This window comes from Sedimentibacter sp. (genome assembly GCF_032080165.1).
Taxonomy (GTDB): domain Bacteria; phylum Bacillota; class Clostridia; order Tissierellales; family Sedimentibacteraceae; genus Sedimentibacter.
On the sequence record NZ_DAMASY010000010.1, the window covers coordinates 100,640 to 115,812 of the forward strand.

The following is a 15,173-nucleotide window of genomic DNA, read 5'->3' on the forward strand; positions in this document are numbered from 1 at the left end:
TATGGGATATTATTTGATAATTTAAATAATTAATTCAAAAAAGATAATATTAAGCTTAAATTAATATTTAAGTAAGATAATATTTAATACTGCTTAAATTTATTGCTTATGATATAATAAAAAAGAAATTTAGAGTTAATAGACAGGATGTGATAGATTGAAAGAAATTTTGCCCTTTATGAAAAAATATTTATTCTATGCAATATTATGCCCGATTTTAATGATTTTGGAAGTGTTAGCAGATATTATAATTCCATATCTGATGTCAAGGATAGTGGACGTTGGAATTGTTAACAATGATATAAATTACATAGTAAGAATTGGATTAATAATGATTTCGGCAGCAGTTTTCGGTATTGTATTAGGCGTTATAAGCTCTCATTTTGGAGCTAAAGCAGGTTTTGGTTTTGCAGCTGAAGTAAGAAAGGAACTGTTTAAAAAGGTTCAAGGCTTTTCTTTTGCTAACTTAGATAAATTCTCCGTATCATCACTTATAACACGATTGACAAATGACTGTAACACCTTAGGACAGGTAGTTATGATGAGTTTACGAATGGCGGTAAGAGCTCCGTTTATGATGATTTTTGCGCTTATTATGGCGCTGAGAATAAATGCGCCATTGGCTAAGGTTTTTATGGTTGCAATACCGGTTACCGTAATTTTGCTGACTGTGATTTTGTCAAAGGCAAGACCTTTATTTTTACAAATGCAAACCCGGGTAGACAAAGTTAACGGAATTATTCAAGAAAATCTTGTAGGAATCAGAGTGGTTAAATCCTTTAACAGACAGAAGTTTGAAGAAGCAAAGTTTAAAGACAGAAATGATGCATTAAGAAACACTGCATTAAAAGCGGTATCCATAATTATTTTCTTTATGCCTGCATTAACAATAATTATTTACTCAACTATAATTTCGGTATTATGGTTTGGAGGAAAACAAATAGTTGCAGGAAATATGGGAAGCGGTGATTTAATATCCTTCATAACATATATTACTCAAATATTAATGTCGTTGATGATGCTGTCATTCTTTTTCATGCAGCTGATGAGGGGAGCAGCTTCAGTAAACAGAATAGTTGAAGTACTTAATACAAATTCGGAAATTATTGAGATTGAAAATCCTGTTTCGGAAGTTTCGGATGGTTCAATCAGTTTTAATAATGTAAGTTTTAAATATCCAAGCAGTGCGGAAAAAACCTTACAGGATATTAATTTGAATATAAAGTCAGGAGAAGTAATCGGAATCATCGGTTCTACCGGCTCTTCCAAGTCTACATTGGTTCAGCTAATCCCCAGATTATATGATGTGACAGAGGGAGAAGTTAAGATAAGCGGTGTTGATGTAAGAAATTACGATATAAAAACACTGAGAGACAATATTGCATTTGTGCTTCAAAAAAATGTATTGTTTTCCGGAACTATCAGGGAAAATATGCAGTGGGGAAATGAAAGTGCCTCTGACGAACAAATTATAAATGCATTGAAGCAATCCCAGGCATGGGAGTTTGTTTCTAAGTACAATGACGGATTAGACCACAAGGTTGAACAAGGCGGAGATAATTTTTCAGGAGGTCAAAAACAAAGATTGACTATTGCAAGGGCATTGTTAAAAGCTCCTAAAATAATTATACTGGATGATTCTACGAGTGCTGTTGATGTGGCAACAGACGCTAAAATCCAAAGAAGCTTTAAAGCTGAGCTTGGTAATGTTACGACAATCATAATAGCCCAGCGAATTTCATCTATACAGCATGCCGACAGAATTGTAGTTATGAATGAAGGAAAAGTAGAATCAATTGGAAAACACGATGCGTTAATGAAAACTTCTATGATATATAAAGAAATATATGAATCACAGCTGAAAGGAGTGGTAGGTCTATGAGAGCAATGAAGAGTTCATCCGGTAAAGCTGCAGGCAAGCTTAGACCAACCGATCCTAAAAAAACACTAATTAGATTGTTCAGTTATTTTAAATATAATAAATTATTGTTTTTTACGGGAATTTTATTTATTATACTTGGTTCAGCGGCTGAAATAGCTATAAATGGTATGCTAAGCCCTGTTATTGATACTTTGATCGGCGATTTTGTAATGGCTAAATTTCTGATGTATATAGCTATTATGATTTTATTGGCTATAGCTATAGCGGTATCTCAATATGTTGGAAATCTGTCTATGGCTAAGTTAGCTCAAAAAACCGTGCACAGAATACGTGAAGAAATGTTCTCAAAAATGGAACAGCTTCCTGTTTCCTTCTTTGACAAACACACTCACGGTGATTTAATGTCGACATTTACAAATGACGTTGATATGCTTAATCAGTCATTGGAGCAAAGCTCTTCACAAATCATTATGTCATTTATAACTGTTGTGGGTACTTTTATAATGATGATGATTTTAAGTCCTCTGATGACAATGGTTGTTGTTGCAATGCTTGGAGTAATGTTTTTGGCAATCAGAATAATAGGTCAAAAATCATCAAGTAATTTCCGTTATCAACAGGCAAGCCTGGGCGGAATGAATGGATATATAGAAGAAATAATGACCGGTCAGAAAGTGGTTAAGGTATTTAACTATGAGGAGCATGTTATAAATAATTTTAATCAAAGGAATGAGGATTTAAGAATTGCAGGTACTCGTGCATCTGCTTACGGTGTAATGATGATGCCTATTATGGGAAATCTGTCATTTGTATTGTATGCGATTATATCAATGCTCGGAGCATACATGGTAATACTTAACAGGTTCAGCGTTGGAAATATTGCATCATTTTTACAATATACAAGGACGATTTCAAGACCTATTACCATGGTATCAAATCAACTGAACACCCTGTTTGCTGCTTTGGCAGGAGCTGAAAGAATATTCAATGTATTGGATGAAATACCTGAAATAGATGCGGGGGATGTAAGATTACATGCAGATTGTGATGGAGACAATAATCTTTGTTGGATTGTTCCGAATGAGGACGGTGAATCTGAAAAGCTACCTTTAAAAGGGTATATAACATTTAAAAATGTCGACTTTGGATACATACATGATAAAAAGATTTTGAAAAATATTAATTTATATGCTAAGCCTGGTCAGAAAATTGCTTTTGTAGGTTCTACCGGGGCAGGTAAGACTACAATTACTAATTTAATAAACAGGTTTTATGAAATTAGTGACGGAGAAATTCTTTATGACGGCATAGATATAAAAAGAATTAATAAATTTGATTTGAGAAGTACAATGAGTATAGTATTGCAGGATGTTCATTTGTTTGAAGGAACTGTTGCAGATAATATACGATACGGCAGGTTAGATGCGACTGACGAAGAGGTAAAAGCAGCTGCCAAGCTTGCAAATGCTCATTATTTTATAAAGAATCTGCCTGATGGTTATAATACTGTGCTTACTGCCGACGGTCAGAATTTATCGCAGGGAGAAAGACAGCTTCTTTCAATAGCAAGAGCAGCAGTAGCCGACCCTACAATATTGATATTGGACGAAGCAACATCATCAGTTGATACAAGGACTGAAAGATTAATTTCTGAGGGAATGGATAAATTAATGGAAGGAAGAACAACCTTTGTTATAGCCCACAGGTTGTCAACTGTTCGTGACTCGAATGCGATTATGGTGCTGGAGCATGGCGAAATAATCGAAAGAGGAGATCACGATGATTTGATGAAACAAAAAGGCAGATATTACGAGCTTAATATGGGTGATGTTGAGTTAGAGTAGAGTTATACAAGGAGGACGCAAATGCGAATATTGCACACTTCGGACTGGCATTTGGGCAAGAGCTTGGAAGGCATCAGCAGAATGGACGAGCAGGAAAGCTTTTTAAATGACTTTATAGAAATAGTAAAAGAAAACAATATAGATATGGTTATAATAGCCGGAGACGTTTATGACAGTGCAAACCCTCCTGCAAGAGCTGAAAAGATGTTTTACGACACATTGAAAAAACTTTCGGCTGACGGAGAAAGGCTCACTTTGGTAATAGCGGGAAATCATGACAGCCCTGAGCGATTAGTTGCGGCAGGACCTCTTGCCAGAGATCACGGAATTATAATGCTTGGCACACCAAAATCTGTAGCCGATACAGGCGAATACGGCAAACATCGCGTGATTGATGCGGGTGAAGGTTATGTGGAGATAGAAATCAACGGAGAAAGAGCAGTTATAATTACTGTTCCGTATCCAAGTGAAAAAAGGTTAAACGAAGTGCTTTACGCTGCAATGGATAATGAAGAAGAAAGAGTAAAGTCATATGGTGACAGAATAAAGCTTTTATTTTCTTCGCTCAGCGAAAAATACAGGGATGACACTATAAACATAGCAGTGTCACATTTGTTTGCAATGGGAAGCGAAGAAGCCGGCTCTGAGAGAAATGCACAGCTTGGAGGAAGCATAATTGTTGATGGCAGCTGCTTCCCGGAAAAAGCCCAGTACATTGCATTAGGTCATATACATAAGCCTCAGATTGTGCCGGGAACAAACAAAAAAGCAAGATATGCCGGTTCACCGATTCATTACAATAAGAAAGAAATAAGCTTTAAAAAGAAGTGCTATGTCCTAAATGTGCATGCAGGAAAAGAATGCAATATAGAGGAATTAGAATTTAAAATCTATAAGCCAATTGAAATTTGGAAATGCGAAAGCATTGAAAAGGCAATAGATATGTGTGAGGAAAACAAGGACAAGAATTGTTGGGTCTACCTTGAAATTACTACTGACAGATATTTGAGAGAAGATGAAATAAAAATAATGAAGGGGATAAAGAAAGATATCCTTGAAATTACTCCTAAGATAACAGGAGTCGAAATTGAAGAAATTGAGCTTAATACAGAAAAATCATTTGAAGAAATATTCAGGGATTTTTATATCAAGGAAAGAAATGTTGAGCCGGATGACGAGGTAGTAGACATATTGTTATCAATATTAAATGAGGAGGAATCCGAAAATGAAACCGCTTAATCTTAAGATAAAAGGACTTAACAGTTTTATCGAATTACAGGAGGTTAATTTTGAAAGATTAACCGAAAGAGGATTATTCGGTATTTTCGGACCTACCGGCAGTGGCAAATCGACCATACTTGACGGTATCATACTTAGCTTATACGGTTGTGTACCAAGAGACAGCTCCAATTTTATGAACATTAACTGCGATACTATGAATGTTTGCTTTGAATTCCAGATAACCGAAAAGGATGCAAAACGCTATAGAGTTGAAAGAGAATTTAAAAGAGATAAATCAGGAAGTATAAAGACGAGGACAGCAAAAATTGTTGACATTACTTCAGATGAAACCGTCTTAGAGGACAGAGTAAGACAGGTAGACCACAAATGCAGGGAAATTATCGGCTTGGAGGTAGACGATTTTACGAGGACGGTGGTTCTTCCCCAGGGTAATTTCAGTGAGTTTTTGAAGCTTCAAGGCAAGGAAAGAAGGGACATGCTTGAGAGGCTGTTTAATCTTCAAAAATACGGTGATCGGCTTTCTAACAAACTTTCTTTAAACATTGGCAGGGAAGTACAAAAATTGAACGTCTTGGAGGGAGAATTAAAGGGCTATGAGAATGTAAGCACCGAAATTTTAGGAAATACAGAAAAGCTGCTTAAGGAAACAAAAATACAAATTGAAAAACTTTCTGCGGAATTGATATCAGTTGAAAAAGAATATAACGAAGGCAAGGAAGTATGGGATTTACAAAAAGAACTGATATCGATTGATGAGAAGGAAAAATCCTTAAAAGAACAGGAAAATGAAATTAAAGAGCTAAACAGCAAGGTCATTAAAGGCGAAAGCTCACTTAAGGTTAAGCCATATATTGAATCTTATGAAAATACACTTAAACAAATTGAAGAAGTTTCTAAAACAGTATCAGAACTGAAAGAAAAAGCAGTATTAATCGAAAATCATAAAAGCAGTATTGAAAAATTATTTGTTGAAGCAAAGAATAAAAAAGATACAAACTTACCTGCTCTTAAGGTAAAGGAGCAGAAAATTCTTGATGCAATAGAAGAAAAAGGTGTCTTAAAAAATTTAATTACAGAAAAACTTCAGCTTGAAGAATCTAAAAATAAAACAGAAGAAGAAATAAAAGATATTAATAACAAAATATTAAGAAGTGAAAATAATATTTTAATTTTAAATGACAATATCAGCTGTAAGGAAAATAAATTCGAGCAGCTGAAGGTTGCCGAAGAATTTAAAGATAAAGTTAATATTGGTTTTCTACTTATAAATTCGTATGACAATTTAATCGGTCAAATAAATAAAATAAGTAAAGAAATAAAAGAAATAAATAAGATGCTTAATGAGGAAGTAGCTTTAAGCGAAATATGTTCAAAGGAATTAAACGATAATGACACATCCTTACAAAGCAATGAAGCATTATTAAATAATTTGATTGAAAATTGCCCCGGAGATCAAAATACGTTATTAAAATTAAAAGAAAACTTAGACAACGCAAAAAATAAATGGGAAAAGCATAATGAATTCAGTGAATTAATCAATAAAGCTAAAAATAACGCTGAAGTATTGAAAATTGAATTAAAAACAAAGGAAGAAGAAGCTTTTGATCTAAATGAAGAAATAGCTTTATTAAAGGATGTATTAAAAAAACATGAAACGGAAAATCTTGCTCACAGATTGAGAGAAGAGCTTTCTGAAGGAGAAATATGTCCTGTGTGCGGCTCAACGAATCATCACCATGAAAATATTAAATCAGTAAAATCAGATTTTGATGTCGAAGCATACAGGAACAGCTTAAATGATAAAGAAGAAAAAACCAAGAAATTATCAGCAGAAATAATCAAAGTACAAACTAATTTGCATACAGAAGAAAATACTGTAAAACAAAATGAAGCTAAATTAGATGAGTTAGGTGAAGATTATAAAAAAATATCTTTAGTTGATTTGAAAAATGATTTCCAAAGACAAATCGTAGAAGTTAATAAGTACAATGACGATAAATCAAAGCTTGAGAAAAGCATAAAAGCTTTGTCGGAAGAAAAAAGCGAATTGCTTTTAAAGTACAATAAAATAATAAGCTCCCTGTCTCATAATAAAAGTCAGCTAAAAAAGCTTACAGACGAACTTAATCTTAAAAATAGTGAAGTCAAGGAAAAGGAAAAAGAGCTGAATAAAGTTAAAGCCGAGCTTCGAGTTGATGATTTTGTAAAAGCCAAAGAAGAAATTAACAACAAGGAAAATGAACGAAGCCTGCTTGAAAAGGAAATAAAGAAGCATCGGGAGAGCTTAAAAAGGGAGCTTGAATTAAAGGATAAATCAGTAAATAAATCGAATGAACTTAAAATACTTTTAAAAGAAATGTATACAACAATTAACGAGAAAAATAAAAGTATCAATGAAAAGAAGGAAAGTATAAAAAATAAGTCCGATAATATTGAGGATTTAGAAGGTGCAAAGGAACAGATATTTAATTTGATTAATCAGATAACAGAAGAATATGAAAATCTTGAGAAAAGCAAAATAGATGCTGAAAAACAGTTTAATGATTGCAACAATGAAATAATGTCAGCACAAGGAAGACATATAAGCTTAAAGGAAAGATGCGAAAATGATAGCAGCTTGCTTAAAAATGTCTTGGAGGAAGAAGGATTAATAGATGCTGAAGAAGCCAAAATTAACTATATTTCAAAAATAGATTTAGCGAATTTTAAAAAGCAAATTGATGATTATCTTAATTCCTTAGCACAAATAAGGGGTGCATCTATAAACTTGAAAAATAAGCTTAAGGGTAGAACTCTAACGGAAGAGCAGTGGGACAATATTCAAAATATAAAAATCGGAAAAGCTGCAATTTTAGATAACTTAAAAGAAAAAAGAGTAACACTCGAAGCTGAAGCTAAAAAAGCGGCTGAAGAATTAGTTTACAAAAAAAAGATGGAAAAAAGCAAAAATGATTTATCCCACAGATTAGGTCTTTTAAGGGATTTAGAGAAATTATTCAGAGGAAAAAAGTTCGTTGAATTTGTAGCTGCCAATCAGCTTAAATACGTATCTATAGAAGCGGGAAAGAGATTAAAAGAAATTACCGGCGGGACATACGGCTTAGAGGTTGATCAGGACAGTAAGTTTCTTATCAGGGATTATAAGAATGGTGGAGCTCAGAGAGATGCGTCAACACTTTCGGGAGGAGAAACCTTCGTTGCATCATTAGCTCTTGCACTTGCTCTTTCTTCTCAAATTCAGTTAAAGGGCACGGCACCTCTTGAACTGTTTTTCTTAGATGAGGGCTTTGGAACACTTGATGACAATCTGTTAGAAGTGGTTATGGATTCACTCGAAAAAATCCATAACGATAAACTTTCCGTGGGTATCATCAGTCACGTTGAATCTATTAAGGACAGAGTGCCTCTGAAGCTTATTGTAACTCCTGCCGAAGCAGGCATGGGTGGAAGTAAGGTAAAAATAGAAATTAATTAGACTGCTTAAAAAAAAATCGTATTTAGTCATATATATTGCTTATTAAATATATATTTATATAAGGACAAAATTTTATATATGATTAGGGGGATTTTAATGAGAAGGTTTAAAACCAAGTTATTCAATAAGCTATCCGGTAAATTATTAAAACCTTTAAACAAAGAAGAATCGATAAATAATATATTAACTATAGGATTATTTGTTTTCATAATAATAACAACATTTTGGATAATAGACATAATATTTGGTCTTCTAAGCGATTCAATGAATTTGAATGAAATAAAATATGTACTTTTATTGATAAGAGATTATGTAATATGGTTTGTTTTAGCTTTATTATACATATTTATTGCAAAGAAAAAACAATTTAATAACGAATCAGTTTACGGGTTAACGGCTTTAGGTTCAATATATACGGGAATTAAGCTGTATATGGCTGAATTAGGTTACTTTTGGCTATTCCTTGTAGAGTGGGTTGTAATAACAATAGCAATATATAATATAGTGAGAATTGTATTTAAACATCTTGCAAAGCCTGTTATTGAATAAGATTCACAGTAAATTGTCATAAAGGTGGTAGGCTGTCGAAAAAGATTTTTCAGCAGTCCTATCATCTTTATGATTGTTAATCTGTGCACTCGAAAGAGTGCTTTATTGTGTTTAAGTATCGCTTATTTGGATATAATTATAAAAAGAGGAGGGATACACATGAAAAGGTTATTGGTTCCGGTTGATGGTTCTAATGCATCAATTGCTGCTGTAAAAAAGGCTATTGAGATAGCAAGAAATAATAACTCGTATATAAAACTAATATCTGTGGTAAAATCATCAGAAAATAAAAAGAAAGACAGAAATGAAAATTTATGGAGTGCAGTAGATGGCTCAATAATAATCAATGAAGAATTAGAAAAGAAATTGGAAAACAATTATGTTGAAAGTTCTGAAAAGCTTTTAAGCCAGATAATATCACGCCTTGATTTTAACGGGATTAGAGTAGAAACAGAGGTGTTGGTAGGAGAACCGTATTTAAAAATAGTAGAGCAGGCTAAAAACGGTAATTTTGATCTTATAGTCATGGGAAACAGAGGATTTTCTAAAATTAAAAGAATATTTGTCGGCTCTGTTACTCAAAGAGTAATAGCAGAAGCTACAAGCCCTGTCTTAGTAATAAGAAGTGCTTTTGAACCATAAATCTTAAACAATCTGCCCCACCTAAAATGATCTGATCCAAAAAGGTTAGACATATTTAATTAAGCGACTAATAGGGATTGAATCCTAACATTGTATAGGAATCAGTCCCTATTAGTTTTCCCTTAATTCTGCGATTCAGAACAGCAGCCGCATCCGGAACTGCCGTGTGACTCTTCCCACAGTTTGTCTGCAAACGGTGCCCATCCCATTGCCGCACGGAAGCATTTGGTGCTTAAATCCCTGACATTTTCGGGACTTTGCATATCCGTGGATATTGCTCCCGATTTTTCAACTATTTCGGTAAGACACCCGGGGTTATCCAAAAGCGGACAAGGCTTAAGCAGGTTGCTGTTGAAGGGTTGATTTTGCCTATACTGCATAAATAAAGGATTTTTATATGCCTGAAGTAAAGTGCTTTCGTGAATATTTGTGTCGGAATAATGTATGAAGGCACAAGGTTCAATGTCCCCATTGGCGTTAATGTGCAGGTAGCATTTGCCTCCCGCTATACATCCGTTCACATACTCCCCGTCATTCCAGAAATCCAGTGTGAATATTGGTTTGGTATTTCTGAATCTCCTTACCTGATGATACATGTATTCACGCTGCTCCGCCGTTGCCAGTAACTCCGTAGCAGCATCGTTTCCAACCGGAATATAGGTGAAAAACCATGCAAATTTAGCGCCCTTTTCAATCATGTCGTCAATATATTTTTCACTGCCTATTACATCAGCATTTTGACTCGTATAGCAGCAGGAAATACCAAAAGGTAAATTTTTGTTTTTCAATATTTCCATTGCCCTGGTCACTGCCTTGTAGGCTCCCTTGCCTCGCCGGAAATCCGTTTCTTCCTCAAAGCCTTCAACGCTAATGGCAGGAACGAAATTTTTAACCATAAGTATATCATCGGCAAACTTCTCATCAATTAATGTGGCATTTGTGAAGGCCAGAAAGGCACAATCACTGTGTTTTTCACAAAGCTTGATTATATCATCCTTACGGACAAGAGGCTCTCCGCCGGAATAAATATACATATAGGTTCCCAATTTTTTACCCTGCTTTATAATATTGTCCAACGTATCAAAATCCATATTCATCCTGTGACCGTAATCGGCGGCCCAGCAACCTATGCATTTCAAATTGCACGCGGATGTGGGGTCCATTAAAATTGCCCAGGGAATGTTGCAGTCATTCTCAGCTCTTGCTTTTTCCTGACGCCTTCCTCCGATGATTGTAGCGTTAATTATGAAATTTTCAAACATTTTCTTTCTCACATCGGAATCAATATCAGTATACAGGTCTTTTACAAACTTATACCAGTTACTATCCTTGTCCCTTAGCACCGTTTTAACGGTATCCATCTGCTTGCTCACAACACCGTACTTATCAAATTTCTCAACCCAGTCTAATATTTTTGGAATATTATTGTCAGGGTCGGTATCTAAATATGTAAGAACCTTTTTCAAACCGTATGACTGCAAATTTTCAATTATGCTCATTTCGCTCATATATAACTCCTCCCTTTAAACAACAATGGCGATATCTGATATAAATATATTACCGGTTTATGAAACTTACACTATACAATATATTTATTTGTCTAAATTTAAGACATTACAAAAATATTGTCTGATTTTTTGACATTTTTAAACTTTGTCTATTTGTAAAAAAACAAAAAAGCTATATTATATTATTTGAGGAATATATACTGCAATAATTGGAGATAGAGAAATGGAGAATTATAAACTGATTCATACGATAATTAAGACTGCCGTTGAAAACGGAATACGATATATTGAAGACAACCCTAAGCTGGGTTTAAGAAATCTGTTAGATTTGGGAGAATATTTTGCATCGGGCAGATTCCAGAAATATTTTTTCAATTTGGCTCATGAAATACTAAATAATGAAGACAGCTGCTACTACGATATTATAGAAAATTTGGTTAAGAACACTAATCACAGGAATTTGACCGTCTGCGGAATTAATATAGGCTACAACAGTTTTACGCACGGTGCCAATATTATAAGAGAACATGAAAAAAAATTCGGCTTCAATATACCCTGGTCAATCGTATTTAATTTTGAGGGAAGAAGCGAAGACAGCCTTACAGGTTCGGAAGTTTCAAATATTATAAATTCCGGAAGAAACATCGGAATATACAGCTACATGATTTTCCTGGGAAAAAATAATATATCCGATTCGCTATACAGCATTTTTGAAAAGAATGATGACTGTGCCTTTATAATATTCATAGATCCTTGCGTCATAAATGAGGAAACGGCTGAAAAAATAAGCAGTATCCCCAATATTTGCATTTTTGCTTTAATAGATGATTATAACGAATCAAGCGGTAGCGTTGCGGAAAAATTTGATTTTCTGAGAAAATACAAATGTCTTCACGGCGGATATTATTGCTACGATGACAGCAATGCAGGAAATATTGCAAACGGTACGATAACTGGCACATTACTGTCGTTGAATTTAAATTTTGTTATTTATGTAAAAAGACCCGGCTGCAGTGACGTGATTGCTAAAAACGTCTACGATTATATTTACAAAACAAGGACAAAAATTAATTCTCCCGTATTCCCGATGGATTTTTACGGAGACATTGAATACATTGACAAAATTATTTCTGATGAACCATGTTTTTTGAGCATCGGCAGCTGCGGTCAGATAGGTGTTCCAAATATTTCCGATGAAACCGGTCACAATATTCGAAGTGCTTCACTTGAAGATATTTTAGCAACCACTATGCCGGAGGTAAAATATCTTTAACCGTTTTCAAGCAATGTTTTAGCCACGCATTCCGTGGCATTTTTTAGTAGTTCTACAAACTGTTCGGGAGGAATTACGGCTCCCTCCAGAAGCCACCTTGAAATTGAAACCCTTATGGCATCAGCATAGAATGTTGCATAAAAGTCTACATTCCTGTTATTTTTAAATACATCATTTAGATGTACAGTTAAAATAGGATGCAGGACCTCGATAAAGTACTCGGAAAATGAATTTTGACCTGTCACTTGAAAGGCATTTCTGTAAAAGGTTTTGTTCTTGTAAAAAAATTCACAGGTTCTTTCTAAAATCTCCCATGATGATATGGGCAAATCCTTAATGGTTACTATGAATTCGGTATAATAAATCCAGTTGACCAAATCGTATTTGTCCCTGAAGTGGTAGTAGAAACTTTGCCTGTTCATATTGCATATTTCAACAATATCTGTTATATTAATTTTTTTCAACGGGCGCTCTTCCATCAGTTTCTTTATGGATTCTGCCAAAGCTTTTTTGGTAATTTGAGAATCAGACATGTTACCATTCCTTTTATAGAATCAATTTTAATAAAACACCAATCAGGTTCATTTTATCATAAAGTTCATACTATTTAAAGAGAAAATTCCTAAACCTTTTATGAATGCTAATAAAATTTATTTAAGCTTGTATTCCCTTCTTAACGTTTTTTTTATAACTTAATATTGAAAAATATGGAATAATATGATACAATATACTAAATTTTGATAATTATTAATAATTTCAAATGGAGGTAAAATAATGACAAAGAATGCATTGCTAACTCGACAAACGTATACAGTAAATAACAAATATGACTTTGATGAAAATTCATACAAAAGTTTATTTTTAGATTTACCGATCGGATATGCATTTTTTGAAATTATTTATGATGAAAACAATAAACCTCATAATTATAAATTCATAGAAGTTAATTCAATATTTGAAGAGAAGACGGGATTAAAATCAAGCGAATTAATAGGTAAAAATATATCTGTTTTCTTTGAATGTATCGACAATAAAAAAACAGAGCAGCTCATGCTGCATGCGGGCAGGGCAATATACAAGGGGAAGCAGCAGGAATTTGAAATATATAATAAACATGTTAACAAGTGGTATAAAATTCATTTAAAATCACCTAACAGCAAAGTTCTGGTAACTTATCTAATCGATATAACAAAAGAAAAACTTCATATGATTGAGTTGGAAAACTCAAGAAGAAGAATGGAAAATATAATAGAGGCGACTGATATTGGTACCTGGGAGCTGAATATGCAGACAGGTGAGCGTATTTACAATGAAAGATGGGCAAGCATTTTGGGATATACTCTTGAAGAGTTATCTCCAATTAATGAGGACACGTGGAGAAGCTTGGTTCACCCCGACGATTTACAACAAGAGCTGGACAAGGATGTATCGCTTTACAATAAAGAAATAGAGTGTTATGATGATGAATATCGTATGAGACATAAAGATGGTCACTGGGTTTGGATACAAGACAGAGGCAAGGTAATATCATGGACAGAAGATGGCAATCCGTTATTGCTCAGCGGTACCCACACTGACATAACCGCCAAAAGAAACAGGCAGGAAGAGGTTCTTTACTTAAGCTATCGTGATCAGCTGACAGGGTTTTATAACAGAAGGTATCTTGACGAAAATCTTAAAGAAATTGATGTTAAAAAGAATCTTCCAATATCAGTTATCTTAGCTGATGTGAACGGTTTAAAACTTACAAATGATTCATTTGGCCACTCAGTCGGTGATGATTTATTGAAAAAAGCCACCGATGTAATAAGATCCGGCTGCAGAAGCACAGATAAGTTGGTGCGGATAGGTGGTGACGAATTTTTAATAATCTTACCTAACACCGAATCATGGAAGGCAGTTGAAATTATTAAAAATATAAATTCCTTAGCTTTAAAAGAAAAGGTCAGGGGAATTGATGTTTCAATTTCTTTTGGATATAAAACCAAAAGAAGAATTGAAGAAAATTTCAATGACGTATTTAAATCTGCCGAAGCTAACATGTACAGACACAAGCTATATGAAAGTTCCTGCATAAGAAACAAAACAATTGAAATTATAATGAATACATTGTATGAAAAAAGCAACAGAGAGATGCTCCACTCTAAGAGAGTCGGTGAAATCTGCGAAGAAATTGCATTAAAACTTAATTTTGATAGAGAAAAAGCCATACAAATTAAGTTAGCGGGAATAATGCATGACATAGGCAAAATGGGAATTGATGAAAATATTCTGAATAAACCTCAAAGATTAAGCTATGAGGAATACAATGAATTAAAAAGGCATCCTGAAATTGGTTACAGAATGCTTAGTACGTCCAACGATTATTCGGAAATTGCGGATTATGTGCTTAAGCATCACGAAAGATGGGATGGCAATGGTTATCCCGGCGGTTTCAAGGGTGAAGAAATATCAATTCAAGCAAGAATTATTGCAATAGCTGAAGCCTATGATGATATGATTTACGGTATGCCGTATAAGAAAAGTATGAGTATTGATGAAGCCATAGCTGAGTTAAAACGGTGTTCCGGTTTACAATTTGATCCCAATATAGTTGAAGTATTTGTTAACTTAATAACTGAACGGAATCTGAGGGAGGAATAATAATCCTCCCTTAGGCTGCTGAAAAAGCCCACCTGCTTCGTTGCCGTTCAACCGGTCAATCCTCACGTATGTTTAATACGCTGCGGTTGCCCGTCTTCCGGCGCCTTGCAGGATG

Annotated in this window: 10 protein-coding genes; 8 read left to right on the forward strand and 2 right to left on the reverse strand. The window is 34.2% G+C overall.

Features of this window, described 5'->3' with window-relative positions; translation table 11 throughout:
* Window positions 1–157 precede the first annotated feature (157 nt).
* From RT412_RS13470 to RT412_RS13495, 6 genes are all read left to right on the forward strand, one after another.
* Window positions 158–1,882 carry an ABC transporter ATP-binding protein gene (locus RT412_RS13470; protein ID WP_313413305.1) on the forward strand — a complete coding sequence of 575 codons (1,725 nt, stop codon included), beginning with the start codon at window positions 158–160 and terminating at the stop codon, window positions 1,880–1,882.
* The gene (locus RT412_RS13475) at window positions 1,879–3,726 is read left to right on the forward strand and encodes an ABC transporter ATP-binding protein (protein WP_313343920.1); all 1,848 of its coding nucleotides are present in this window, start codon (window positions 1,879–1,881) and stop codon (window positions 3,724–3,726) included. The genes RT412_RS13470 and RT412_RS13475 overlap by 4 nt, the downstream gene beginning before the upstream one ends.
* Before the next feature lie 21 nt (window positions 3,727–3,747).
* Window positions 3,748–4,965, forward strand: a complete 1,218-nt coding sequence (locus RT412_RS13480) for an exonuclease SbcCD subunit D (RefSeq protein ID WP_313343918.1) — start codon at window positions 3,748–3,750, stop codon at window positions 4,963–4,965.
* The gene (locus tag RT412_RS13485; RefSeq protein WP_313343916.1) at window positions 4,952–8,443 is read left to right on the forward strand and encodes an AAA family ATPase; all 3,492 of its coding nucleotides are present in this window, start codon (window positions 4,952–4,954) and stop codon (window positions 8,441–8,443) included. The genes RT412_RS13480 and RT412_RS13485 overlap by 14 nt, the downstream gene beginning before the upstream one ends.
* 96 nt (window positions 8,444–8,539) lie before the next feature.
* On the forward strand, window positions 8,540–8,992 hold the full coding sequence (locus RT412_RS13490; RefSeq protein ID WP_313370055.1) for a hypothetical protein: 453 nt from the start codon (window positions 8,540–8,542) through the stop codon (window positions 8,990–8,992).
* Between the two features lie 159 nt (window positions 8,993–9,151).
* Window positions 9,152–9,634, forward strand: a complete 483-nt coding sequence (locus RT412_RS13495) for a universal stress protein (RefSeq protein ID WP_313343910.1) — start codon at window positions 9,152–9,154, stop codon at window positions 9,632–9,634.
* A 122-nt stretch (window positions 9,635–9,756) separates the two neighbouring features.
* Here RT412_RS13495 and RT412_RS13500 read toward each other — a convergent pair whose 3' ends face one another.
* Window positions 9,757–11,133, reverse strand: a complete 1,377-nt coding sequence (locus RT412_RS13500; protein ID WP_313344183.1) for a radical SAM protein — start codon at window positions 11,131–11,133, stop codon at window positions 9,757–9,759.
* 232 nt (window positions 11,134–11,365) lie between these two features.
* Here RT412_RS13500 and RT412_RS13505 point away from each other — a divergent pair, with 232 nt between their 5' ends.
* Window positions 11,366–12,415, forward strand: coding sequence for a hypothetical protein (locus tag RT412_RS13505; protein ID WP_313343907.1), 1,050 nt, complete (start codon window positions 11,366–11,368; stop codon window positions 12,413–12,415).
* Here RT412_RS13505 and RT412_RS13510 read toward each other — a convergent pair.
* Complete coding sequence (locus RT412_RS13510; RefSeq protein ID WP_313343904.1) at window positions 12,412–12,948, reverse strand: TetR/AcrR family transcriptional regulator C-terminal domain-containing protein; 537 nt, start codon at window positions 12,946–12,948, stop codon at window positions 12,412–12,414. The two genes, RT412_RS13505 and RT412_RS13510, sit on opposite strands and share 4 nt — an antisense overlap.
* 241 nt (window positions 12,949–13,189) lie before the next feature.
* Here RT412_RS13510 and RT412_RS13515 point away from each other — a divergent pair, with 241 nt between their 5' ends.
* Window positions 13,190–15,058 (forward strand): HD domain-containing phosphohydrolase, encoded by a 1,869-nt coding sequence (locus RT412_RS13515; RefSeq protein WP_313343902.1) that lies wholly within the window; start codon window positions 13,190–13,192, stop codon window positions 15,056–15,058.
* Window positions 15,059–15,173: the final 115 nt, after the last annotated feature.

Bases quoted from the DNA above. Each gene is read 5' to 3' on its own strand.
- RT412_RS13505 (WP_313343907.1), top strand. From the start codon at position 11,366: ATGGAGAATTATAAACTGATTCATACGATAATTAAGACTGCCGTTGAA.
- RT412_RS13490 (WP_313370055.1), top strand. From the start codon at position 8,540: ATGAGAAGGTTTAAAACCAAGTTATTCAATAAGCTATCCGGTAAATTA.
- RT412_RS13485 (WP_313343916.1), top strand. From the start codon at position 4,952: ATGAAACCGCTTAATCTTAAGATAAAAGGACTTAACAGTTTTATCGAA.
- RT412_RS13515 (WP_313343902.1), top strand. From the start codon at position 13,190: ATGACAAAGAATGCATTGCTAACTCGACAAACGTATACAGTAAATAAC.
- RT412_RS13480 (WP_313343918.1), top strand. From the start codon at position 3,748: ATGCGAATATTGCACACTTCGGACTGGCATTTGGGCAAGAGCTTGGAA.
- RT412_RS13510 (WP_313343904.1), bottom strand. From the start codon at position 12,948: ATGTCTGATTCTCAAATTACCAAAAAAGCTTTGGCAGAATCCATAAAG.
- RT412_RS13495 (WP_313343910.1), top strand. From the start codon at position 9,152: ATGAAAAGGTTATTGGTTCCGGTTGATGGTTCTAATGCATCAATTGCT.
- RT412_RS13475 (WP_313343920.1), top strand. From the start codon at position 1,879: ATGAGAGCAATGAAGAGTTCATCCGGTAAAGCTGCAGGCAAGCTTAGA.
- RT412_RS13500 (WP_313344183.1), bottom strand. From the start codon at position 11,133: ATGAGCATAATTGAAAATTTGCAGTCATACGGTTTGAAAAAGGTTCTT.